Origin of the sequence: Pseudomonas entomophila, from assembly GCF_023277925.1 — a bacterium.
In the GTDB taxonomy this organism is placed as follows: domain Bacteria; phylum Pseudomonadota; class Gammaproteobacteria; order Pseudomonadales; family Pseudomonadaceae; genus Aquipseudomonas; species Aquipseudomonas entomophila_D.
This window is the reverse complement of sequence record NZ_CP063832.1, coordinates 504346-529363: the sequence shown is the minus strand read 5'-3', so window position 1 is coordinate 529363 and position 25018 is coordinate 504346. Positions and strand designations below refer to the sequence as shown.

Genomic DNA, 25018 nt, shown 5'->3' with positions numbered 1-25018 from the left:
ATCGTGACCGGAGCGGGCGGAAAGAGCGCTAATGCTAGCGGAGCGGGGCCGAAATTGCACCCTGCCGATCTCGTCTAAGCTCAGTGACGGGTACACGGCCAGACAGATCAGGGAGGATGTGACGTGCGCCGAGTCCTGGCCTTGCTGTTGTTGTGGACCACCCAGAGCCTGGCCGAGCAGCCAGTGCTGCGCTTCTCCATCGCCGAAAGCTGGAGCATGCCGTTGATGCGCACCGAGCAAGAGCAACCGGTGGAGGGCATCCTGTTCGACCTGATCCAGGCCCTCGCCCGCGAGGTAGGCGTGCGCCCGCAGTACCATGTGATGGCCCGCCTGCGCCTGCAAGAGGCCATGCAAAACGGCGATATCGACGTGCGCTGCTACGTCTCCCCTCAGTGGCTGAGCGACCGCCCTGGCGACTATCTGTGGAGCGTCCCGCTGATCGAACAGCGCGACCTGCTGGTCGGCCATGCCGGCGACAGTGGCCCGTCCCGCCCGGAAGACCTGGCCCCCCAAGCCATCGGCACCGTGCTGGGCTACACCTACCCCACCCTCGAACCGCTGTTCAGCAGCGGCCGCCTGCAACGCGAGGACAGCCGCAACCAGCTGCTGGCCCTGCAGAAGCTCCAGGCCGGGCGCTATCGCCATACTGTGAGCAACCAGCTGTCACTGCAGTGGTTCAATCGCCAGCTGCCGGCGGCGCAACGGCTGCGCGGCCTGGCCGTGCTGCAGGAGCAGGCGCTGGGCTGCTTGGTACGCAACGACCCGGCACTACCGACCCAGGCGCTGCTGAGGGCCCTGGTGCGGCTGAAGCAGTCCGGGGAGATCGAGCGGATCATCGAGCGCTATACCCATGAGCGCCTACAACGAAACCAGGCCGAGGCCGACGGAACCTAGCCTGTCACCCAGGCCACACCGAGCGCAGCCAGGTACAGACCAAGACCAAACACACCATGGGTGGCCAGGCTGCGCAGGCAGCTCTTCAGCGGCGCAGGCGTGTTCGCGGCGAAGTAGCCCGCCCCCAATGCAGGCTGGACCACGCACAGCGGCACCAGCACCGACACACCCCCAAAAAGCAACGCGGGCCAGGGTGTCGGGTCGAGCAGCCAACCCTGCCCGACCACCCCAACCAAAAGCCCGGCGAACAACAAGCCGGTGGCATAGTGGATCAGCCAACCCCCTATCAACTCACCATCGACCGGGGCTGCCTGGCTGATTGCCGAGTGCCGCCAGCGGCCCTCGAGCAGATGCCCGGCCCAACGCCCAATCATGGCGTAGTTCAGGGTGGTGACACCCAGGCGACGGAGCACGAACGTCCACAGGTCCATGACCAGCGTGGCGCCGACACCTATCGACAGGATGGAGAGACTCAGCGGGATAGATATCATGATGAATGCCCTTGTTGGATTGACGGAAAAGTCCATGCCGCGCAGCATGCAAGTTGAAGTCAACTTCAAGTCAAGGGAGCAGGGATGGACATCGCCGATGTCGCCAGGCGCACGGGAGTACCGGCGTCCACACTGCGCTACTACGCCAACGAGGGCTTGCTCAGGTCATTGTCCATACGCGGCCAGCGGCGGCAGTTTCCCGCCGACACGCCCGAGCGCCTGGCTTTGATCGCCCTGGGCCAGGCAGCCGGATTTTCGCTGGACGAAGTGGCGGCGATGCTGGTGGCGCAACAGGTCGACCGGCAGATGCTGCTGGCCAAAGCTGACGAGATCGACCGACGCGTGAAGCGCCTGCAGGCAATGAGCAAAGGGTTGCGCCATGCGGCGGCATGCCCGCAAGAGAACCACCTGCAGTGCCCGACATTCCAGCGCTTGATACAGGTGTCCGCCACCCAGGGCAAACGACGCAAACACCTGAAGGGGCCGGCCTTGCCGGCGAACACCGACAAGGCCGGTGCCATGGATCATTGAAAGCCGGCGCCCACCGCAGGCGAACCATCGCTCAATGGCCGTGTAGTTCGCGAAACGGCTGGCCCTTGTGGTAGTTGACCCACTCTTCCACATCGAACGGCAGGTACAGCTGCCGGCGCGCCCGCGACAATGCGATATACACGGCGCAGATCCGTGCATCGAAAGCGTAGGCATCCTTGAAGCGATCAGTGGCCATCAGCTCCGGCGTGAGCAGCACATGGTCGAACTCGAGCCCCCCGGCCTGTTCCGCCATCATCAGGGTGAGGCTGGCGCGATGATCCGCCACCCGCGCTGCAAGCACGGTCAGGTCGGCCAGCTTGTAACCAGCTTCGAGTCGCGCCTCGACCCAGCGGAAGGAAGCATCGAAGCGCTCCGCCTCACGCACTTGTTGCCAATCAAGCAGATGGGCAAAGTGCGGATGCGCGCCCTCGGCATCCTGCCCAGGGGCATAGAACCCCGCCCTGAACAGGCCTACCGCCGTGGTCATGAAGCGTCGCATGTCGGCCCAGTCGGGAAACTTCAGCAAGCAGTTCGACTCGGCCATCTCCATTGCCCAGCGCATGCTGTCCCAGCGCGAGGCGGTCAACACCACACATCCCTCGGGCGGGACAAAGCCCTCAGGGTAATGTTCGATGCCCACATCGACACTGCGCGCAGCCTCGAAAGCCACCTTCGACTTCTGCGAGTGCACACCGATCAATGGGTTGATCAGGCGCTCGACCTTGGGCCCGGAACGCACGGCGAAGGCGATATCCTTCTGGCGCACCTGACGCTCGCGCCGAACCACGGCCCCCGAAGCCTTTTGATATTCGTCGCCCAGGGTGATCAGCACCTGGCGGCCGCGCTCGATGACCTGCAACAGCGCGGCCGGCAGATCCTGGCTTTCATCGATGATGACGTGGCTGAAGCGCCCGGGCACACTGCACCCGGCGAGGCTGGCGCGCTTGATCAGCAGCAACGCCTCGAACCCGGTCTGCGCCGCCCACGCCGGGTGCGCTTCGACATAGCGCCACAGGCGGCTGGCGTACTCGAGCAACACCTGGGCATCCAGGTTCGACAGCGCCTGACGGAAGAACGGCAGATGCCGACTCGACAGGCTGTAATCCCGTGATTCGCAGTAGTTGTGCAGCACTTCCAGGCAGATTTCGAAGGTATGCTCGGCGTCGTACTGGCGCACACCGAGGACCCCCAGCTCCTCGGCCAGCTTGCGCTTGCCCGGCCCTCGAGCGGTCGCCCTGGCAGGCGCCGCCGCGCGATCCCTGAGCAGCGCCTGGGCGAACTGGCCAAAGGTCATGCCGACCTTCGCCTGCGCGTCCAGGCCCATGCGCTGGCGTAGCGTCGCCAGCTTGGCCGGGGTACGCGCCAGGGGCAGCACCCGGCCGCGCGGCAGGCAATCCATGAGCGCACCCAGCAGGTAGCTCTTGCCGATGCCGGCATAGCCCTGAACATGCAGGTCCTCGTCGAGGTTGGCGCGTACGACCTTGAGCAGCTTGTCCTGTTCGACCGTCAGCCAGCGCTCCTTGTCGAAACCGGTGACCACGTGCTGGCTGAAGGGGTTGTCCTGAAGGTGCCGACGAATGCGGTAGTCGAAGTCCCATTTGCCATCGGCCAGCAGGTACTCCCGGCTTTTCACGTCTTGCGCGTCGAGCAGGTGAAGTTTCGACCCCTTGATCACCTCGAGCCCGAAATACAACTTGCGCGCATCGAACAATCGATACGCCTCCGACAACAACCCGACATCCTCGGCGTGGGGGCCGTCGACAGCCCATGCCAGCAACTTGCCGAGGATCTTTTCTGCCGCCAACGCATCGACCCTGCCCGAGGTCTGGGCCAGGTTCTGGATCACCAGCAGCGCAGCCAGCTCGGGGTCGCTCAAGCCATCGAGCAGCGGCACCCCCTCGGCCTGCAGCAAGCCCTGGCAGCACTCTGCAGTGATCGGCAGGAACACCGGGCGGGAAAAGTCGAAGTGTTCAGGTTGCATCGTCGTTCGTGGTCCAGGTGCGGAGGATCATTTAGGGCTTGCGTCGGGCCCCTGCCCGACCACCAGCTCGAAGCGGTAGGCACCCAACGAGCCCGACATCTCACCCGGATAGGTGGTGCCAGGTGCCTGTTCGTCCAGTGCACTGTCGAGTTCGTGCAACGCCAGCTCCAGCAACTTGCGCAGGTCCCGTGCATTGCCGGCCGATACACTCACCTGCAGTTCGAGTGCCGGCTGCACTTCGGTGGCTGGCGGGGTCGCCTCGCCCAGGATGCGCTCATGCTCCTCTTCCATCTGGTCGAGCACCTGTGACAGCTCCAGCACCCGCTCCGGGTGGGCGATCATCTGGTCCTTGATCTCCAGGCGGCGCATCTGCCACTCCCGGATCTTGTGACGGGTAATCTCGTCGACATGTTCCACGGTCGCTCTCTCCTGGCCGAACGGTCTGACACGATGGGTGCATGATAAGGCGCCGCGCAGGATTGTGCAGGCGTAAAGGCGTGTTTGGATGTGAAGGCGGGGATGAAACGAGAGCGGGCGGGAAAAAGCCTACGCCCAAAATGGAGGCGGCCCCACCAGCCACACCCCGGCACTCGATGTTCCCGCTATGGCTGCTCCCTTCCGGGCCTGACCAGGTTAACGGGTAATCAATGCGGGGGGACCGATGGGGCCACCACGACGGCTCGCCATGTGACGAGCCGCACCATTGTACAGCGCCGGGAAGAAGTTACAACCTTTGAGCGAGAAAAAACCATCATTTCTCAAGGACTTGTGGGCATGACGCCATAGCGGTGTCGACCCGAACCTTGTAGGAGCGGCTTCAGCCGCGAAACAGACGCCGCGTAGCCTGGCACCCGCTTCGCGGGTGATCGCGGCTGAAGCCGCTCCTACAGTGCTTCCAGCTTGTCAGCAGGTTAGGGTCAGAGGGTGATGCCCTGCTCGGCCATGAAGGCCACGAACTGCTCTTCATCCAGCACCTTGACCCCCAGCTCATTGGCCTTGGTCAGCTTGGAACCGGCGCCCGGCCCGGCGACCACGCAGTGGGTCTTGCCGGACACCGACCCGGCCACCTTGGCGCCCAGGCTTTCCAGCTTCTCCTTGGCGACGTCACGGCTCATGCGTTCCAAAGTTCCGGTCAGCACCCAGGTCTGGCCGGCCAGGGGCAGGCCCTCCGCGGATTTCTTCTCGCAGGACCAGTGCATGCCGAAGTCCAGCAATTGGGCCTCGATGGCACGGGCCAGGCGCTGGTTGGCCTCGTCCTTGAAGAACTCGCGCACGCCTTCGGCCTGCTTGGTGTTCAAGGCCTGGCGCAGATCGATGCCATCGGCGGCGATAATCTTGTCCAGGGTGCCCAACTTGTCCACCAGCTTTTCCGCGCCAGTCGGGCCGACCGAAGGAATGTCGAGCTTGGCCAGCATGCCAGCGAGCGTGGTACTGGCAGCGAACTCGGCCCCCAGTTCGCCCTCCTCCTGCAACTGCATGCCTCTGGCCAGCAGCTGCGCGATGACGTCGCGGTTGTGCCCATCCTCGAAGAAGTTGTGGATCTCGTAGGCGACCTCCAGGCCGATGTCCGGCAAGTAGGTGAGCACCTGCGGCAGCGCCACCTGTACCCGCGCCAGACTGCCCAGCGAGCGCGCCAGCACCTTGGCGGTCTCCTCGCCCACATCGGGGATGCCCAAGGCATAGATGAAGCGAGCCAGGCTCGGGCGTTTGCTGGCCTCGATGGCCTCCAGCAGCTTGCGGCTGGACACCTCGGCGAAACCTTCGAGCGCGACCACCTGCTCGAACGTGAGCGTGTAGAGGTCGGCCGGCGAGCGGATCAGGCCTTCATCGACCAGTTGCTCGACGCTCTTCTCGCCCAGCCCGTCGATATCCATGGCGCGACGCGACACATAGTGGATGATCGCCTGCTTGAGCTGGGCGGCGCAGCTCAGGCGCCCGACGCAACGGTACACCGCGCCCTCGCTGGTGGTTTCCTTGCCCTTGCTGCGTTTGACCAGCTGGGTGCGCTCGACCTGCGAGCCGCACACCGGGCATGCCGTGGGCACCGCCACCGGCCGGGCGTTCTCCGGGCGGCGCTCGAGCACCACCTGCATCACCTGCGGGATCACATCGCCGGCACGGCGGATGATCACCGTATCACCGACGCGCAAGCCAAGGCGCGCAACCTCGTCCATGTTGTGCAGGGTGGCGTTGGAGACCGTCACACCGGCCACCTTGACCGGCTTCAAGCGCGCCACGGGCGTGACCGCGCCGGTGCGCCCGACCTGGAACTCGACGTCGAGCACTTCGGTGAGCTCTTCCATGGCCGGAAACTTGTGGGCGATCGCCCAACGTGGCTCGCGGGCGCGGAAACCCAGCTCACGCTGCGACGCCAGGCTGTTGACCTTGAACACCACGCCATCGATCTCATAGGGCAGGTCGTTACGGCGCGCCCCGATATCACGGTAGTAAGCCAGGCATTCTTCGATACCGGCAGCGTGCCTGAGCTCGCGGCTGATCGGCAGGCCCCAGGTCTTGAGCTTTTCAAGGATGCCGATATGGCTATCACCGAACGGCTCGGATACCTGGCCTACGCCATAGCTGCAGAACTCCAGCGGACGGCTGGCAGTGATCTTGGAGTCCAGTTGGCGCAGGCTGCCCGCCGCGGCATTGCGCGGGTTGGCGAAGGTCTTGCCACCGGCTTCGGCCTGGGCCGCGTTGAGCCGGTCGAAACCGGCCTTGCTCATGTACACCTCACCCCGCACTTCCAGCACCGCCGGCCACCCCTCGCCCTGCAGCTTGAGTGGGATGTTGCGCACGGTGCGCACGTTGGCGCTGATGTCCTCGCCGGTGGTGCCATCACCCCGCGTGGCGCCCTGGACCAGCAGGCCATCGCGGTACAGCAGGCTGACCGCCAGGCCATCGAGCTTGGGTTCGCAGCTGTAGTCCACGGCGGCCCGGGCGGCGAACAGGTCGCCGCCCGGCAGGTCCAGGCCCTCGACCACGCGACGGTCGAAATCGCGCAGGTCATCCTCCTCGAAGGCGTTGCCCAGGCTGAGCATCGGCACTTCGTGGCGCACCTGGCTGAACGCCGCCAGCGCCGCGCCACCGACCCGCTGGGTCGGCGAATCGGCGGTCACCAGGTGCGGATGCTCGGCTTCCAGGGCCTTGAGCTCGTTGAACAGGCGATCATACTCGGCGTCGGGCACGCTGGGTTCGTCGAGCACGTAGTAGCGATAGTTGTGCTGGTCGAGTTCAGCGCGCAATGCATGGATTCGGGATTCGGCGTTCATTCTTCGTCTTCTCTTGCAAAGCAAAAGAGCAGCCCCAGGCTGCTCTTTTGCTTGAATCATCGCGGCATGGACCGAGGCAAGGCCCACCCGCTCGGTTACATCAGCGTTTCTGCGTGAGCGCGCGGCGCTCGAACTCGACGATACGCTGGCGATAGTGCTCGATGGTCTGGGCAGTCAGCACGCTGCGCTGGTCGTCCTTGAGCTCGCCATCGAGCTCGTGGGCGAGCTTGCGGGCGGCGGCGACCATCACGTCGAAGGCCTGCTTCGGGTGACGTGGGCCGGGCAAGCCCAGGAAGAAACTCACCGCACGGGTGCTGAAGTGGTCGATGTCGTCCAGGTCGAACACGCCCGGCTTGACCGCATTGGCCATGGAGAACAGCACTTCGCCGTGGCCGGCCATGCTTTCGTGGCGGTGGAAGATGTCCATTTCACCGAAGCGCAGGCCGCTTTCCAGGATGTTCTGCAGCAGCGCCGGGCCCTTGAAGCCCCCTTCGTCACGGGAGATGACGCTGATCACCAGCACTTCCTCGGCCGGTGGCAGCTCCTTGACCGGTGTGCTGGTTGCAGCAGCACCATGGCGGCTGTTGCCGGCGGCAAAGTCGTCCTTGTCGTCGGCGAACAGGTCCGGCTCACGGGCTTCGGCGGCCAGGTTCAGGTCACCCTGCTGCGGCTCGCCCTGGTTGCGCTTGCCACGCTTGGAGGCTTTGGCCGGCTTGGGTTCGCGCTCACGCTCACGCGCAGGTGCGCTGACCGAGGGAAGGTCGGACTCGTCCAGCTCGGGCTCTTTGTGTGTTTCCAGCACGCGTGCAGGGCCGAGCACCTCGGCGCCGCCCTCGTCGTCCGGCGCGTTTGCATAGCTACGATCCAGGCGGAACTTCAGCTTGCCCTTGCCGCCGCGCATGCGCCGCCAGCCGTCGAAAAGAATACCGGCGATGACAATGATGCCGATGAGGATCAGCCACTCGCGCAGACCGATTTCCATGTAATCCCGTGCCTCTATAAAAATATGCTTGAAAACAAAGGCTTCAAAGGCCTTTAACACGTGGCGCCAACTCTATGTTCTGACAGGCGTTTTACCCACGCAAAAAACAAGTGACATTAAGCTAGCACGACCAAAGGCAACTTTACACCGTCTGTCGCACCTGCTGGGGGTTTTGCCCACAGGTTCACACCCCATCTTCGCTCATCAGGCGTCGACCATGGCCATCGCCTCCTCCACATCGACGGCGACCAGGCGTGAACAGCCCGGCTCGTGCATGGTCACCCCCATCAATTGATCGGCCATTTCCATGGCGATCTTGTTATGGGTGATATAGATGAACTGCACGCTTTCGCTCATTTCCTTTACCAGGCGCGCGTAGCGCCCCACGTTGGCATCGTCCAGCGGCGCGTCGACCTCGTCGAGCATGCAGAACGGTGCCGGGTTCAACTTGAAGATGGCGAACACCAGCGCAAGGGCGGTCAACGCCTTCTCGCCACCGGACAGCAGATGGATGGTGCTGTTCTTCTTGCCCGGCGGGCGCGCCATGATCGTCACCCCTGTATCGAGTAGATCTTCGCCCGTCAGTTCCAGATAAGCGCTGCCGCCACCGAAAACTTTTGGGAAAAGTGCCTGCAATCCGGCATTTATCTGATCAAAGGTATCCTTGAAGCGGTTGCGGGTTTCCTTGTCGATCTTGCGGATGACGTTTTCCAGGGTCTCCAGCGCCTCGACCAGGTCGGCGTCCTGGGCATCGAGATAACGCTTGCGTTCGGACTGTTGCTCGTACTCTTCGATGGCCGCCAGGTTGATCGCCCCAAGGCGTTGGATGCGCGCCTCGACCTGCTCGAGTTCCTGTTCGGTGCCCTGCTCGCTGGCCTCTGCGTCAAGCGTCGCGAGCACGCCCTGAAGATCGTAGCCGTCGCTCAGCAGTTGTTCCTGCAAGGTGTTGCGGCGCACGTCCAGCCCTTGCGACTCCAGGCGCTGCTGCTCCAATTGGCCGCGCAGCAGCTGGGCCTGCTGTTCGGCCTGGGTGCGGCGCCGCTCGGCATCGCGCAGCTCGCGGTCGGCCTCGTCCATGTGCAGGCGGGCCTGGCGCATTTCCTCGTCGACGTTCATGCGCCGCTCGAGCAGCTCCTCGAGCTTCAGGCGCAACTCTTCCTGCGGCGCCTCCCCTTCCTCCAGGTTCAGGTTCAGTTGCTCCTGGCGCTCGCTCAGGCGCGCGGCCTGTTGCTCCAGGCGCTCCAGCGCCTGGCGAGTGGAATCATGCTGGGCACGCAGGGAACCCATGCGTACGGCCAGTTGGTGGGCATGGTCCTTGTGCTGGCGAGCTTCCTGGCGAACGCGGTCGAGGCCCTCGCGCAGGGTGTCGCGACGCGCCATCAACTGCTCGCGCAGCTCGGTGTCCTGGGCCATCAGGTCCAGGGATTCTTGCAACAGCAGCCGCGCCTCCCCCAACTGCTCATGCTCCAGGGCGCGTTGTTCCTGCACCTCGGCCAGCTCTTCCTGCAACCTGCGCAGACGCAACTCGAGCTGTTCGGCACGGGCACGACCGGCCGACAGCCGGGCCTTGAGCTCGCCATGCTGGCGGCTTTCGTCCTGACTGCGTCGGCGCAATTGCTCGCGCTGTTCTTCATAGTCGAGTTGCTGCTCACGCAGGCGCTGCAACTGCTCGTCCAGCTGTTCGAGGAGCGCCTCCTGCTCCAGCTGTTCCTGGCCAAGGCGTTCGATTTCCTGGCCACGGGCAAGCACGCCGTCCTGGGCCTCCCCCCCTCGGCTGATACGCAGGAAATGGCGCCCAACCCAATAGCCATCGCGGCTGACCAGGCTCTGGCCATCGACAAGCGAGGCCCGCAAGGCCAACGCCTGTTCAAGGTTTTCCATCGGTTTGACCTGGCCGAGCCAGGGCGACAGGTCGGTGCGCCCCTCGACCTTGTCGAGCAGGCTGCCCGGGATCCGCGCGCCATCGCCCCCGCCCAGCAGCAGGCGCAGTTCACCCTGTTCCAGGGAGCCGAAGTCGAGGTTGTCGAAATCGTCGAGCAACACGGCCTGCAGGTCGGCGCCCAGCACCGTTTCCACCGCCAGCTCCCAGCCTGGCTCGACCCGCAGGCCTTCCGCCAACCGAGGGCGCTGTGCCAGCCCTTGCCCGCGCAGCCAGTCGGCGGCATCGGCGCCAGGTTCCAGCGCGGCCTGTTGCAAGGCTTCCAACGAAGCCAGACGACCACCCAGGCGTTGCAGATCGCCCTGCTGCTGTTGCTGGGCCTGGCTGGCCTGCTGCAACTGCTCGCGAACCGCGTCGAGCTGCTCGACCACCTGGCGCTCTTGAAGCTGCAGGTCTTCGAGCAGCAGCTCACTGCTGGCCACCTGTTCGGTGAGGTCGGCCATCTCGACATCCTGCGGGTCGGCGCCCAACTGGTCGCGTTCCTCGCCCAGCTTTCGCTGGCGCTCGGCCAGGCGCTCCAGGCTGGATTCGAGCTGCGCCAGGCGCGCCTGCTGCACTTCCGCCTGGCGGCGCGGCTCGGCGGAGCGGGTGTTGAAACTGTCCCACTGCTCCTGCCAGCCGTGCATGCCCAGCTCGGCTTCCTCGAGCGTCGCGGCGGCCTCTTCAGCCGCGGCCAGCGTGAGTTCCTGCTCCGGCTCGAGCATCGCCAGCTCTTCGCCGAGCGTGGCCAGCAGCGTGCGGTCATGGCCCAGGTGAGACTCGGTTTCCAGGCGGGTGCGTTCGGCTTCCTTCAAGTCGTCCTGCAACTGGCGCAAGCGTTGCTGCCCATGCTGGATACTCTGCTCGATCCGGGCGATATCACCGGCCACCGAATAGAAGCGCCCCTGCACCTGGTTGAACCGTTCGGACAGCTCATGGTGGCCGTCGCGCAGGCGCTCGATGCTGGCATCGGCGTTGCGCTGCTCGGCCACCAGCGCCTCGAAGGCGATCTCCTGGTCGCCGATGACCGTCTCGCGCTGGCGCACGCGCGCATCCAGGTCACGCCAGCGCAGGGCGGACAGGCACGCCTTGAGCTGACGCTCCTGGGCCTTGTACTCGCGGTATTTTTCGGCGGCCTGGGCCTGGCGGTGCAGGCGCTCGAGCTGGCGCTCAAGCTCCTCGCGCAGGTCGGTCAGGCGCGCGAGGTTCTCTTGTGTACGGCGAATGCGGTTCTCGGTCTCGCGGCGGCGCTCCTTGTACTTGGAGATACCTGCCGCCTCCTCGATGAAGTTGCGCAGCTCTTCGGGCTTGGCCTCGATCAGCTTGCTGATCATGCCCTGCTCGATGATCGAATAGCTGCGCGGCCCCAGGCCGGTGCCGAGGAAGATGTCGGTGATATCACGGCGCCGGCATTTGGCGCCGTTGAGGAAGTAGGTGTTCTGCCCGTCGCGGGTGACCTTGCGGCGAATGGAAATCTCGGCGTAGGCGGCGTACTCGCCCACCAGCGTGTTGTCGCTGTTGTCGAACACCAGCTCGATGCTGGCCTGGCTGACCGGCTTGCGGCTGGTGGAGCCATTGAAGATGACGTCGGTCATCGATTCGCCACGCAGGTTCTTCGCCGAACTCTCGCCCATCACCCAGCGCACCGCGTCGATGATGTTGGATTTGCCGCAACCGTTGGGGCCGACCACGGCCGCCATGTTGCTGGGGAAGTTGACCGTGGTCGGATCGACGAACGACTTGAACCCAGCCAGGCGAATGCACTTCAGGCGCATCGGTCAGGTCCGCGCCAACGCCGCCAGCACCAGCTCGCAACTGCGCTGGCAATACGCGGTGAGCACCTCGCGGATGCGCGGCAGGTCGCGGGCGACCACGGCACCGAGCAGGCTGGCGAACAGGTCGAGGTAGTCGACCATGTTGGCCTGGCGCTGGTCGAGGGCGAGATAGTAGGCGCGGCTCATGGCCGGCTGCAGGTTCTCGACGGTTTCCTGCAAATAGGGGTTGTTGGCGAATGGGTAGGCGGCGCGCATCACCGCAAAACTGTCGGCGACGAACGATTTGATGTCCCGACCGGCGTGGGCCTGCTGCAGGCGCTGCTGAATATCGAGGAACGGGCGCAGGTCGCTTTCGGTGCGCCAATGCTGGGCGACGGCGTTGCCCAGCAGGATGTAGAACTCGCCCATCAGTTCGCACAGGCTGCGCACGCTGTTTTCGTCCAGTTCGGTCACATGGGCGCCACGGCGCGGCAGGATCGCCACCAGGTGGCGACGCTCGAGGATGAGCAGCGCCTCGCGCACCGAACCACGACTGACATTCAGTGCCTGGGTGACCTTCAGCTCCTGAATGCGCTCCCCGGGCGCGAGTTCGCCGCGGATGATCCGCTCGGCCAGGTAGTGGGCAATTTGCTCGGAGAGGCTGTCCGGCGCCTTGAACGTCATGGTTTTCCTTCGCAGTCTGGATAGCTGTGCACAAGGGCGCGATTGTAGCGCACTTGCCCGGCCTGCGCGCAGCGGAACATGGGGCTTTGTGCGACTTGTCGGTCAGCCGGTGTGACCGGCGCGAACTATGCTTGGGGAAAGGCTCATCGAGGTCGTTCGGTACTGCTCGAGCAAATTCTTGACCCAAAGGTCAGAAATTTATTGACCACAAGGTCAGCCGTTGCTTAGAGTCCGCCCGAACAACAATAAAATCATTGCGAGGCCCTCCCCCGTGATCCAGTTTCTCGTCAACCAGGAGCTGCACAGCGAACACGCCCTGGACCCGAACATGACGGTGCTGCAATACCTGCGCGAGCACCTGGGCAAGCCCGGCACCAAGGAAGGCTGCGCCAGCGGCGACTGCGGCGCCTGCACCGTGGTCGTGGGCGAACTCGTCCAGGACCCGCACGGCGGCGACAGCATCCGCTACCGCAGCCTCAACTCGTGCCTGACGTTCGTCTCCTCCCTGCATGGCAAGCAACTGATCAGCGTCGAAGGTCTCAAGCACCAGGGCGAGCTGCACAGCGTGCAAAAAGCCATGGCCGATTGCCATGGCTCGCAGTGCGGCTTCTGTACCCCCGGTTTCGTCATGTCACTGTTCGCCCTGCAAAAGAACAGTGAAGGCCACGACCTGCATCAGGCCCAGGAAGCCCTGGCCGGCAACCTGTGCCGCTGCACCGGCTACCGGCCGATCCTCGCCGCCGCCGAGCAGAGCTGCGCCCGGCCCTGCCGCGACCAGTTCGACGCGCAACAGGCGCAGACCATCGCCCGCCTCAAGGCGATTGCCCCGCAACACACCGGTGAGCTCAACAGCGGCGACAAACGCTGCCTGGTACCGCTGACCGTGGCCGACCTGGCCGACCTCTACAGCTCGCACCCCGAGGCGCGTCTGCTGGCCGGCGGCACCGACCTGGCGCTGGAGGTCACCCAGTTCCACCGCACCTTGCCCGTGATGATCTACGTCGGCCACGTCGCCGAGCTCAAGCGCATCGACAAGACCGCCACGCACCTGGAGATCGGTGCCGCCACACCACTGACCGACTGCTACACCGCGCTCAACGAGGAATACCCCGACTTCGGCGACCTGCTGCACCGCTTCGCCTCGCTGCAGATCCGCAACCAGGGCACCTTGGGCGGCAACATCGGCAACGCCTCGCCGATCGGCGATTCACCACCCCTGCTGATCGCCCTGGATGCACAGATCGTCCTGCGCCAGGGCGAGCGCCAGCGCGCCCTGGCGCTGGAGGACTATTTCATCGACTACCGCATCACCGCGCGCCAGGACAGCGAGTTCATCGAGAAGATCATCGTGCCGCGCGCCAGCAATGACTGGACGTTCCGCGCCTACAAAGTGTCCAAGCGCCTGGACGATGATATCTCCGCAGTCTGCGCAGCCTTCAACCTGAGCATCGAGAACGGTGTGGTCAGCGGCGTGCGCATCGCCTTCGGCGGCATGGCGGCGATCCCCAAGCGCGCCCGCGCCTGCGAAGCCGCCCTGCGCGGCAAACCCTGGAACCAGGCCAGCGTCGAGCGCGCCTGCCAGGCCCTGGCCGAGGATTTCACCCCGCTCAGCGACTTCCGCGCCAGCCGCGAGTACCGCCTGCTGACCGCGCAGAACCTGCTGCGCAAGTACTTCATCGAACTGCAATCGCCGCACATCGAAACCCGGGTGACCGCCTATGTCTAACCATCACGCCGTCAAGAGCCAGGCCGAGATGGCCGCACTGTTCAGCCAGGATCTGACCACTGGGGTCGGCCGCAGCCTCAAGCACGACAGCGCCGACAAGCATGTGGCGGGCGAGGCGGTGTACATCGATGACCGCCTGGAATTCCCCAACCAGTTGCACGTCTACGCGCGCACCGCGGACCGCGCCCATGCGCGCATCCTGCGCATCGACACCACCCCCTGCTACCAGTTCGAGGGCGTGCGCATCGCCATCACCCACGAGGACATCCCAGGGCTGAAAGACATCGGCCCGGTGGTCGCCGGCGACCCGCTGCTGGCCATCGACAAGGTCGAGTTCTTCGGCCAGCCGGTGCTCGCCGTGGCCGCCCGCGACCTGGACACCGCCCGCCGCGCGGCGATGGCGGCGATCATCGAGTACGAAGACCTGGAACCGGTGCTGGACGTGGTCGAGGCGCTACGCAAGAAGCACTTTGTGCTCGACAGCCACACCCACCAGCGCGGCGATTCGGCCGCGGCCCTGGCCAGTGCGCCACACCGCATCCAGGGCAGCCTGCACATTGGTGGCCAGGAACACTTCTACCTGGAGACACAGATCAGTTCGGTGATGCCCAGCGAAGATGGCGGCATGATCGTCTACTGCTCCACGCAGAACCCCACCGAGGTGCAGAAACTGGTCGCCGAAGTGCTCGACGTGCCGATGCACAAGATCGTCGTCGACATGCGCCGCATGGGCGGCGGCTTCGGTGGCAAGGAAACCCAGGCCGCCAGCCCCGCCTGCCTGTGCGCGGTGATCGCGCGCCTGACCGGCCAGCCAACCAAGATGCGCCTGCCCCGCGTCGAAGACATGATGATGACCGGCAAGCGCCACCCGTTCTACGTGGAGTACGACGTCGGTTTCGATGACAGCGGCCGCCTGCACGGGATCAACTTCGACCTGGCCGGCAATTGCGGCTACTCGCCCGACCTGTCCGGCTCGATCGTCGACCGCGCCATGTTCCACTCCGACAACGCCTATTACCTGGGCGATGCCACGGTGCACGGCCACCGCTGCAAGACCAACACCGCCTCCAACACCGCCTACCGTGGCTTTGGCGGCCCACAGGGGATGGTCGCCATCGAGCAGGTGATGGACCATATCGCCCGCCACTTGGCGCTCGACCCGCTGGCCGTGCGCAAAGCCAACTACTACGGCAAGACCGAGCGTAACGTCACCCATTACTACCAAACCGTCGAGCACAACATGCTCGAAGAGATGACCGCCGAGATCGAGGCCAGCAGCGACTACCACGAGCGCCGCGAATCGATCCGCCGCTTCAACGCCAACAGCCCGGTGCTGAAGAAGGGCCTGGCGCTGACGCCTGTGAAGTTCGGCATCTCGTTCACCGCCACCTTTCTCAACCAGGCCGGCGCGCTGATCCACATCTATACCGACGGCAGCATCCACCTCAACCACGGCGGCACCGAGATGGGCCAGGGCCTCAATACCAAGGTCGCGCAGGTAGTGGCGCAAGTGTTCCAGGTCGACTTCAACCGTATCCAGATCACCGCCACCAACACCGACAAGGTGCCCAACACCTCGCCGACCGCTGCCTCCAGCGGCGCCGACCTGAACGGCAAGGCCGCGCAGAACGCCGCCGAGATCCTGAAGACGCGCCTGACCGAATTCGCCGCGCGGCACTACAACGTGACCGAGGAAGACGTCGAGTTCCGCAACGGCCATGTGCGGGTACGCGACCAGATCGTCAGCTTCGAGCAACTGGTGCAGCAGGCGTACTTCGCCCAGGTGTCGCTGTCGACCACCGGTTTCTACCGCACGCCGAAGATCTTCTACGACCGCTCCCAGGCCCGTGGCCGGCCGTTCTACTACTTCGCCTTCGGCGCCGCCTGCGTGGAAGTGATCGTCGACACCCTGACCGGCGAATACAAGATGCTGCGCGCCGACATCCTGCACGACGTCGGCGACTCGCTGAACCCAGCCATCGACATCGGCCAGGTGGAAGGCGGCTTCGTCCAGGGCATGGGCTGGCTGACCACCGAAGAACTGGTGTGGAACAACAAGGGCAAGCTGATGACCAACGGCCCGGCCAGCTACAAGATCCCGGCCATCGCCGACATGCCGGTGGACATGCGCGTGAAGCTGGTGGAGAACCGCAAGAACCCCGAGGACACGGTGTTCCACTCCAAGGCCGTGGGCGAGCCGCCGTTCATGCTGGGGATCGCCGCCTGGTGCGCGATCAAGGACGCCGTGGCGAGCATCGCCGACTACCGCGTGCAACCGGACATCGACGCGCCATCGACACCGGAGCGGGTGCTGTGGGGCTGCGAGCAGATGCGCAAGGCGGTGACCGCCACGCAGCCTGCCGAGCAGGCACTTGAAAGCGTTACTCACTGAGGTTTGGAGGGGGCTTTCGGGCCCTTTCGCCGGCAAGCCGGTTCCTACGAAAAACCTGTAGGAGCCAGCTTGCTGGCGAAGAGGCCCTGACAGGCGACCCAGAAACGAGGATCTGAATCATGCACCAATGGATCAACGCCCTCGCCGACCATCAGGCCCGTGGCGAGCCCTGCGTCCTGGTGACCATCATCGAGGAGCGCGGCTCCACGCCACGCAACGCCGGCTCGAAGATGGTGGTCAGCGCCAGCAGCCTGTACGACACCATCGGCGGCGGCCACCTGGAGTTCAAGGCGCTGCACATCGCCCGGCAGATGCTCGAGGAACACCGCAGCACGCCGCACCTGGAGCGCTTCAGCCTGGGCGCCAGCCTCGGCCAGTGCTGCGGCGGCGCCACCGTGCTGCTGTTCGAACCGATGACCGGCGTGCAGGCGCAGATCGCGGTGTTCGGCGCGGGCCATGTTGGCCGCGCTCTGGTACCCTTGCTCGCCGCGTTGCCCTGCCGGGTGCGCTGGATCGATTCGCGCGAGCAGGAGTTCCCCGAGCAGATCCCCAACGGGGTAAGCAAAGTGGTCAGCGAGGATCCGGTCGACGAAGTCGCGGACTTGCCCGCCGGCAGCTACTGCATCGTCATGACCCACAACCACCAGCTCGACCTGGAACTGACCGCCGCCATTCTCAAACGCAATGATTTCACCTGGTTCGGCCTGATCGGTTCGAAGACCAAGCGGGTCAAGTTCGAACACCGCCTGCGCGAACGCGGCTTCGACGACGCGCTGCTGGCGCGGATGCGCTGCCCGATGGGCCTGGCTGAAGTGAAGGGCAAGCTGCCGATCGAGATCGCCGTGTCCATTGCCGCCGAAATCATTGCCACCTACAACGCCTGCTTCGGCCAGCACGACGCTGCCGTGAACGCAGGCCCGATCGCCCAATTGCTGCCGCCCTCCCGGCGCAGCCAGACCCACTGACGAGCGTACCCATGACCGCAACACGCAAAGCCTACCGCGCCGCCATCCTGCACAGCATCGCCGACCCGGCCGAGGTTGGCCTGGAAGCCTCCCAGGAGTACTTCGAGGATGGCCTGCTGGTGGTCGACAACGGCCGCATCAAGGCCCTCGGCCACGCCTGCGACCTGCTGCCGACCCTGGATGACGACATCGAGGTGGTGCACTACCCAGACACCCTGATCACCCCAGGCTTCATCGATACCCACATCCACTTCCCGCAGACCGGCATGATCGGCTCCTACGGCGAGCAACTGCTGGATTGGCTGAACACCTACACCTTCCCGTGCGAGAAGCAGTTCGCCGACAAGGCCCATGCCGACAAGGTGGCGAAGATCTTCCTGAAGGAGCTGCTGCGCAACGGCACCACCACTGCCCTGGTGTTCGGCAGCGTGCACCCCGAGTCGGTCAACGCCCTGTTCGAGGAAGCCGAGCGCCTGGACCTGCGCCTGATCGCCGGCAAGGTGATGATGGACCGCAACGCCCCCGACTACCTGACCGACACGGCCGAATCCGGCTACACCCAGAGCAAGGCGCTGATCGAGCGCTGGCACGGCAAGGGGCGCCTGCACTATGCGGTGACGCCGCGCTTCGCCCCCACCAGCACCCCGGAGCAACTGGCCCTGGCCGGCCAACTGCTCAAGGAGCATCCGGGCGTGTACATGCACACCCACCTGTCCGAGAACCTCAAGGAGATCGAGTGGGTCAAGGCGCTGTTCCCCGAGCAGAACGGCTACCTGGATGTCTACGACCACTTCGAACTGCTTGGCGAGCGCTCGGTGTTCGCCCACGGCGTGCACCTGTGCGATGACGAGTGCAAGCGCCTGGCTGAAACCGGCTCGGCCATCGCCTTCTGCCCGACGTCCAACCTGTTCCTGGGCAGCGGCCTGTTCAACCTGCCTCAGGCAGAGCGATTCAAGGTCAACGTGGGCCTGGGCACCGACGTAGGCGCCGGCACCAGCTTCTCGCTGCTCAACACCCTGAACGAGGCCTACAAGGTGATGCAGCTGCAAGGCGCGCGCCTGCACCCGTTCAAGTCGCTGTACCTGGCCACCCTCGGCGGCGCCCGCGCCCTGCGCCTGGACGACCGCATCGGCAGCCTGCGCCCGGGCAACGATGCCGACTTCGTGGTGCTCGACTACAAGGCCACACCGCTGCTGGACTACCGCATCCAGCAATCCAACAGCATCGAAGAAACCCTGTTCGTGCTCACCACCCTGGGTGACGACCGTACCGTTCGTGAAACCTATGCTGCCGGGCGCCGCGTACACCAACGCTGACAGCAACTGTGGGCAGACCTGCTCCCATGCAGGTAGAGGCGTGGGAGCGGGCTCGCCCCGCGATTGGCCGCAAAGCGCCTCAAGCACTAAGGCTGTTTAGCCAGCCCCCGGTACAGCCCGCCGCCGATCGCCGCCCCGATCAGTGGCGCCACCCAGAACAGCCACAGCTGTTGCAAGGCCCAGCCTCCGACGAACAAAGCGGGCCCCGTGCTGCGCGCGGGGTTCACTGAGGTATTGGTCACCGGGATCGAGATCAGGTGGATCAGAGTCAGGGCCAGGCCGATGGCGATCGGTGCGAAGCCTGCCGGCGCACGCGCGTCGGTGGCGCCCATGATCACCACCAGGAACATCGCCGTCATCACCACTTCACTGACGAAACCGGCCGCCAGCGTATAACCGCCTGGCGAATGCTCGGCGTAGCCATTGGACGCCAGCCCGTTAGACAGCTCGAAGCCCGCCTTGCCGCTGGCGATGAAGTAGATCACCGCCGCCGCGATGATCGCCCCGATCACCTGGGCAATCACGTAGGGCAGCAGCTCCTTGGCGGGAAAACGCCCGCCTACCACCAGCCCGAACGACACGGCGGGGTTGAGGTGGCAACCGGAGATATGGCCGATGGCGAAGGCCATGGTCAGGACAGTCAGGCCAAAAGCGAAGGCGACACCAAGGACACCGATGCCGACAGGTGAGCTGGCGGCCAGCACCGCGCTGCCGCAACCACCCAGCACCAGCCAGAAAGTGCCGACCAGCTCGGCACCCATGCGCACACCGAGGGATGTAGTCATGAACCCTTCCTCACGTAGTTGAACGCAACAGCTGCGCAAGCCCAACTACATTTTTCAGGGGTCTGCAACTAGTAAATTTATCAGGTATCTGGCCGAAGGCCAGTCATGACAAGGGCCGCTTCGCAGCCCATCGCCAGCACGCCGGCCCATACAGGGGCAGCGTGCTGGCGATGGGCTGCGAAGCGGCCCCAATGGCTTGCCTACCGAGGCAAACGATCAACCCTTGGCCGAAACCTTGGGCTTTTTCTGTAGCAGGTGCGAGAACACCGCGTGGAGGTCGTCCGAGGCGCTTTCCTCGTCGAGGTTGAGCTTGCTGTCGATGTGATCCATGTGATGCATCATCAGGCTCACCGCCTGCTGCGCGTCACGCGCCTCGATGGCGTCGATCAACTGCATATGCTCGTCGTAGGAGCAGTGCGAGCGGTTGCCGCTTTCGTACTGGGCGATGATCAGCGAGGTCTGTGACACCAAGCTGCGCTGGAAGCTGACCAGCGGCGCGTTGCCAGCGGCCTCGGCCAACTTGAGGTGGAACTCGCCGGAGAGGCGAATACCCGCGCCACGGTCGCCACGGGAGAAGCTGTCACGCTCCTCGCGGACCATCTGGCGCAGTTCGTTGAGCTGCTCGACGGTAGCGTGCTGTACCGCCAGCTCGGTGATGGCGCGCTCGACCATCCGCCGGGAAAAGAACACCTGGCGCGCCTCCTCGACCGTCGGGCTGGCCACCACCGCGCCGCGATTGGGCCGCAGCAGCACCACGCTCTCATGGGCCAGGCGCGACAAGGCGCGACGGATGATGGTGCGGCTGACGCCGAAGATTTCGCCCAGCGCTTCCTCGCTCAACTTGGTGCCCGGCGCGAGGCGTTGCTCGAGGATTGCCTCGAAGATGTGCGCATAGACGATGTCGTCCTGGGTACCACTGCGGCCGGCCTTGCCAGGGCGCGCAGGTTTTTTCAGAGGTTGCAACTGTTCGTTCATGGGCTCTCGAGCACGAAGGATCTGCCTGTCGGACCGTGACTGTAGTACCTGTCAGCGGGTGGGGCGAGTCCGGGAAAAAGATGAAGGACCAAGGTATGGCGCCATTGTACACAGGCTGACCCGTTTCTGCAGGTGGCCTACACCCTATATAGCCGTTGTACGGCCGTTTGTGCGCACGAAAGATAAAACATTATTTGCATTCTTTGTACACAAAAGCATAATCCTGCGAGCAACTTCCTGACCCATAAGTCAACAAAATGGTCGGACGTCTGCCACACCCTCCCTCGCGAAGCCCCCAAGTGCATTGGCTCAGGACCAGGCTTCGAACAACAAGAACGACTTGAGGAGTAATCGCTGTGGAAAGCCGCAAATCCGAAGCCCCTACGCTGGATCTCGCCCCACCGCTCGAAACGAGCTGGCTGGAGCGGATTTTCAAACTCAAGCGACATGGCACCACCGTCAGGACCGAACTGATCGCCGGGGTGACCACCTTCATCACCATGGCCTACATCATCTTCGTCAACCCCAACATCATGGCCGACGCCGGCATCGACCACGGGGCGGCCTTCGTCGCCACCTGCATCGCCGCCGCGCTGGGCTGCCTGCTGATGGGCCTGTACGCCAACTGGCCGGTCGGCCTGGCACCGGGCATGGGGCTCAACGCCTTCTTCACCTACACCGTGGTCGGGACCATGGGCTACACCTGGCAGGCCGCGCTGGGGGCTGTGTTCATCTCGGGCGTGCTGTTCATGTTCCTGACGTTGTCGCGGGTGCGCGAATGGCTGCTCAACAGCATTCCAGTGAGCCTGCGCCACGCGATGGGCGCTGGCGTGGGCCTGTTCCTCGGGCTGATCGGCCTGAAGACCGCCGGTATCGTAGTCGACAGCCCGGCCACCTTGATCAAGCTCGGCTCGCTGCATGAGCCCGGCCCGCTGTTGGCGGCGATCTGCTTCCTGATGATTGCCGTGCTCAGCTACCACCGGGTATTCGGTGCCATCCTCATCAGCATCATCAGCGTCACCCTCGCCGGCTGGGGCTTGGGCCTGGTGCAGTATGGCGGGGTGTTCTCGCTGCCGCCGAGCCTGGCGCCGACCTGGATGGCCATGGACGTCGCAGGGGTGTTCAACGTCAGCATGATCAGCGTGGTACTGGCGTTCCTGTTCGTGCACATGTTCGATACCGCCGGCACATTGATGGGCGTTGCCCAGCGGGCCGGGCTGGTGGCACCTGACGGGCGTATCGAGAACCTGTCACGGGCATTGAAGGCCGACAGTGCCTCCAGCGTGTTTGGCGCGGCGGTGGGCGTGCCCCCGGTGACCAGCTACGTGGAAAGTGCCGCGGGCGTGGCAGCCGGTGGCCGCACCGGGCTCACCGCCGTGGTGGTCGGCCTGCTGTTCGTCGCCGCGATGTTCTTCGCACCACTGGCGGGGATGATCCCGGCTTATGCAACGGCCGGCGCGCTGATCTATGTGGCGATGCTGATGATGGGCAGCATGGCGCACATCAACTGGGACGAGGCCACCGACAGCATTCCGGCGATCGTCACGGTGATCATGATGCCGTTGACGTTCTCCGTGGCGGACGGGATTGCCCTGGGGTTCATCAGCTATGTGGCGTTGAAGGCGGGGACTGGCAAGTACAAGGAGATTTCCGCGAGCCTCTGGGTGTTGTGCGTGATCTTCATTGCCAAGTTCGTGTTTCTTTGAGATGAGGCCTGGACTGCTGCAGCGCCTCTAAGATCGACGCGCCGCCTGCGCGGCGCATCACGGATGAATCCGCTTCCTATACCGGTTGCAACATGGCCATTTTGGCCGGCGCTGCCACCCCACCGGCCTGTAGGAGCGGATTCATCCGCGATGCGCCGCACGGGCAGCGCCCGGCCGCCGGAACCTATCTCACCCCAACTCTGCCTCCACCCGATCCCTGCCCCCCTGCTTCGCCGCATACACGCCCGCATCCGCCCGCAACAACAATGCATCCGCTCCCTCCCCCGCCCGCCACCCGGCCACGCCAAAACTCGCCGTCACCCGCCCCACCCCCTCTATCGGCACGCTTCGCACTCCCTGCCACAACTCCAGCGCCAACAACCGCGCCTGTTCGGCGTTGTTCCCCGGGCACAGCACCATGAACTCCTCGCCACCCAGCCGGCAGAACACATCGGTACGCCGCAACCGCTGACCGATCCGCTGGCACAGATTGCGCAGCACCCGATCCCCCACCGCATGCCCGAACTGATCGTTGATGCGCTTGAAGTGGTCGATGTCGAGCATGATCACCGCCAACCCCAGCCCATCCCGCTGGGCACGGTCCAGCTCGATGCGCAGGCGCTCCTGGAAGTACCGCCGATTGTGGATCCCCGTAAGAGAATCGGTGATCGACAGTGCACGCAGTTCCTCCTCCACCCGCTTGAGATCAGAAATATCCGTCAGGTAGCCATGCCACAACGTACAACCATGGTCACCGATCTCCGGCGTCGCCTCCCCCCGGACCCAGCGCAACCCTGCCCGCGGCAGACACACCCGGTATTCTTCGCGCCAGGGTGTCAGGTGCTCGGCCGAATACAGTACCGAGCGCCGCACCTGCTCCAGATCGTCGGGGTGGATGCGCTCGAACACGGCGCTGGCGTCCCGGCGCAACTCGGCCAGCTCGACCTCGTAGATGTCATGCAGCCCCGCGCTGGCGTAGGGAAAACACGAGTGGCCGTCGGCATCCAGGCGATATTGATAGATCCCCCCCGGCACCTCCGCACTGAGCTTTTCCAGCAACCGGTCACGGGCCGCCAGTGCCTCATGCACTCGCCGCCGCTCGGTGACATCGATACAGATCGCCAGGTAACCGACCCACAGCCCCTGTTCGTCGAGCACGGCAGTCACCAGCATGTTGGCCAGCAAATGGCTGCCATCCTTGCGCACCAGTGTCCATTCGACCGGCTCGCCTCCCGCCTCCTGCACGGTTTCGGCGAACATCGCCTGGCCCGCGCCGACCTCGCGGCCATAGCGCACGCTCAAGGCGTGGGCGCGGCGGTGCAGCTCCTCGGGCTGGACCAGGTCCTCGAGGGTGAGGTGCCCCAGCGCCTCATCGGCCGCATAACCCAGCATGCGCTCGGCACCGGCATTGAAGGTGCCGATCACCCCGCGCAGGCTGGTGGCGATGATCGCGACCTGGGTCGCGGCATCCAGCACACTGCGCAGCTGGTTGTGGGTTTCCCTGAGTGACTGCTCGCTGACCCGCAACTCGGCGGTGCGTCGGGCAACCAACCCAAGGGCACGTTGACGCTGGCTGAACAGACTGAACAGCAACGTCGCCAGTAACACGCTGAGCAAGCCACCCAACAGGCTGACCACCAGGACCGCAGAGGAACGGTTGGCAACCAGGAAGCCCAGGCTCGGTCGGATATCGAGCTGGTACTGATGATCGGCCAGGCGCAACAGGAAGCTGCTGGCCAGCCCGATCTGCGCGGGCCTGTTGCCCGAGTCGAACAGCACCTCATGATTGTCTTCGGTCGACAGGTCGAGGATGCGTACCACCAAACTGTCGTCAACGGCCGTCGGCAGGCTTTCGGCGATCAACTGGTGCAGGCTCAGCAAGGCCATGACATAGCCGCCGGGCGGGCCATCCTGCGGCGCCGCATCGGTGAACACCGGCGCGACCATCAGCAGGCCACGGGTGTAGGCAGGCTCCACGTTCAGCATGTCCAGCGGCTCGGACACCGCCATGCTTCCCGGGCGGGAGGCCCGGGCCAGGGTGGCCTCACGTTGGGGCTGGCCGCGTAGGTCGAAGCCATAGGGTTGATCCTGCTGGCTCGCGGCCTGGGTATACAGCACGGGGTAGTAGAACGCGCGGGGCGGAGCATCCTGCCAGCCCCCCAAGGCATCCCGGTCACGGATGCGATAGGGTTGCGCAAGCAAGTCGCCAGCATGCTGCTCGAACGCTTCACGCTGGTTGGCCGCCACCCGTGGCGCCCAGGAGTAGGCCTGGGTGCGGTGCAGCAGTGGCCGGGCGTAACCATCGAATTCGCGGGGGGTAATTTCACGGGAGTAACCGACGAAACGGCGCAACCCGTCCAGGCGTCGCTCCTGCTCATCGAAACGTTCGGCGATGCGGCTATGGCGCTCGCTGGCCAGCAGTTCAAAACGCTGGCGCAACTGCTGCTTGTAGAAGGCATGGGTGGCGGTGGCCAGCGCGGCCGTGAGCAGGCAGCCGACGACCAGTGCTGCCAGGGCCACACCCCAGGCGGACAGCTCGTCGCCGAGCCGGCCGGGCAGCTTCGCAGGTACGCCTGGGTTCGACATGGATAACTCTCGTCAACGTCAGCGTCCTGCGAATGGCTCCACCCCTACTACTTTATAGCT

At 64.7% G+C, this 25018-nt stretch carries 17 protein-coding genes and 1 other RNA gene; 7 read left to right on the top strand and 11 right to left on the bottom strand.

Translation table 11 applies throughout. From position 1 onward, the window contains the following. Positions 1 to 123 precede the first annotated feature (123 nt). Positions 124 to 894, top strand: a complete 771-nt coding sequence (locus IM733_RS02400) for a substrate-binding periplasmic protein (RefSeq protein ID WP_248919375.1) — start codon at positions 124 to 126, stop codon at positions 892 to 894. Here the strand turns inward: IM733_RS02400 and IM733_RS02395 are convergent. Next, positions 891 to 1385 carry a DUF2938 domain-containing protein gene (locus IM733_RS02395; protein WP_248919374.1) on the bottom strand — a complete coding sequence of 165 codons (495 nt, stop codon included), beginning with the start codon at positions 1383 to 1385 and terminating at the stop codon, positions 891 to 893. The genes IM733_RS02400 and IM733_RS02395 overlap by 4 nt on opposite strands. Before the next feature lie 84 nt (positions 1386 to 1469). Here IM733_RS02395 and IM733_RS02390 point away from each other — a divergent pair, with 84 nt between their 5' ends. After that, entirely contained in the window at positions 1470 to 1916 is a 447-nt protein-coding gene (locus IM733_RS02390; protein ID WP_248919373.1) for a helix-turn-helix domain-containing protein, read from the top strand. 31 nt (positions 1917 to 1947) lie between these two features. On the opposite strand, the gene IM733_RS02385 is transcribed toward IM733_RS02390, so the two are convergent. From IM733_RS02385 to IM733_RS02355, 7 genes are all read right to left on the bottom strand, one after another. Next, positions 1948 to 3897 (bottom strand): hypothetical protein, encoded by a 1950-nt coding sequence (locus IM733_RS02385; RefSeq protein ID WP_248919372.1) that lies wholly within the window; start codon positions 3895 to 3897, stop codon positions 1948 to 1950. A 27-nt stretch (positions 3898 to 3924) separates the two neighbouring features. Continuing rightward, positions 3925 to 4314, bottom strand: a complete 390-nt coding sequence (locus tag IM733_RS02380; RefSeq protein ID WP_248919371.1) for a hypothetical protein — start codon at positions 4312 to 4314, stop codon at positions 3925 to 3927. Between the two features lie 150 nt (positions 4315 to 4464). Then, an RNA gene (ffs, locus tag IM733_RS02375) (signal recognition particle sRNA small type) lies at positions 4465 to 4561 on the bottom strand. A 253-nt stretch (positions 4562 to 4814) separates the two neighbouring features. After that, entirely contained in the window at positions 4815 to 7169 is a 2355-nt protein-coding gene (gene ligA, locus IM733_RS02370) for an NAD-dependent DNA ligase LigA (protein ID WP_248919370.1), read from the bottom strand. A 100-nt stretch (positions 7170 to 7269) separates the two neighbouring features. Then, positions 7270 to 8151 (bottom strand): cell division protein ZipA, encoded by an 882-nt coding sequence (gene zipA, locus IM733_RS02365; RefSeq protein ID WP_248919369.1) that lies wholly within the window; start codon positions 8149 to 8151, stop codon positions 7270 to 7272. Positions 8152 to 8355: 204 nt separating this feature from the next. After that, positions 8356 to 11844 (bottom strand): chromosome segregation protein SMC, encoded by a 3489-nt coding sequence (gene smc, locus IM733_RS02360; RefSeq protein ID WP_248919368.1) that lies wholly within the window; start codon positions 11842 to 11844, stop codon positions 8356 to 8358. A gap of 3 nt (positions 11845 to 11847) precedes the next feature. Beyond that, on the bottom strand, positions 11848 to 12507 hold the full coding sequence (locus IM733_RS02355) for a GntR family transcriptional regulator (protein ID WP_248919367.1): 660 nt from the start codon (positions 12505 to 12507) through the stop codon (positions 11848 to 11850). Positions 12508 to 12778: 271 nt separating this feature from the next. Here IM733_RS02355 and xdhA point away from each other — a divergent pair, with 271 nt between their 5' ends. The 4 genes from xdhA (at position 12779) to guaD (ending at position 18906) form a co-directional block, all read left to right on the top strand. Continuing rightward, a complete protein-coding gene (gene xdhA / locus IM733_RS02350; protein ID WP_248919366.1) occupies positions 12779 to 14233 on the top strand; it encodes a xanthine dehydrogenase small subunit in 1455 nt (484 codons plus the stop codon). Further along, positions 14226 to 16625 (top strand): xanthine dehydrogenase molybdopterin binding subunit, encoded by a 2400-nt coding sequence (xdhB, locus tag IM733_RS02345; protein ID WP_248919365.1) that lies wholly within the window; start codon positions 14226 to 14228, stop codon positions 16623 to 16625. Before xdhA ends, xdhB begins: the two co-directional genes overlap by 8 nt. A 119-nt stretch (positions 16626 to 16744) precedes the next feature. Beyond that, a complete protein-coding gene (gene xdhC, locus IM733_RS02340) occupies positions 16745 to 17590 on the top strand; it encodes a xanthine dehydrogenase accessory protein XdhC (RefSeq protein WP_248919364.1) in 846 nt (281 codons plus the stop codon). Positions 17591 to 17601: 11 nt separating this feature from the next. Further along, complete coding sequence (gene guaD, locus IM733_RS02335) at positions 17602 to 18906, top strand: guanine deaminase (protein ID WP_248919363.1); 1305 nt, start codon at positions 17602 to 17604, stop codon at positions 18904 to 18906. A gap of 86 nt (positions 18907 to 18992) precedes the next feature. On the opposite strand, the gene aqpZ is transcribed toward guaD, so the two are convergent. Beyond that, positions 18993 to 19691: an aquaporin Z gene (gene aqpZ / locus IM733_RS02330; protein WP_248919362.1), complete on the bottom strand. Its 699-nt coding sequence runs from the start codon at positions 19689 to 19691 to the stop codon at positions 18993 to 18995. A gap of 216 nt (positions 19692 to 19907) precedes the next feature. Then, positions 19908 to 20666 (bottom strand): GntR family transcriptional regulator, encoded by a 759-nt coding sequence (locus IM733_RS02325; RefSeq protein WP_248919361.1) that lies wholly within the window; start codon positions 20664 to 20666, stop codon positions 19908 to 19910. Between the two features lie 356 nt (positions 20667 to 21022). Between IM733_RS02325 and IM733_RS02320 the strand changes: the two genes are divergently transcribed. After that, positions 21023 to 22372, top strand: coding sequence for an NCS2 family permease (locus IM733_RS02320; RefSeq protein WP_432760388.1), 1350 nt, complete (start codon positions 21023 to 21025; stop codon positions 22370 to 22372). A 189-nt stretch (positions 22373 to 22561) separates the two neighbouring features. On the opposite strand, the gene IM733_RS02315 is transcribed toward IM733_RS02320, so the two are convergent. Next, a complete protein-coding gene (locus IM733_RS02315) occupies positions 22562 to 24958 on the bottom strand; it encodes a sensor domain-containing diguanylate cyclase (protein WP_248919360.1) in 2397 nt (798 codons plus the stop codon). Positions 24959 to 25018: the final 60 nt, after the last annotated feature.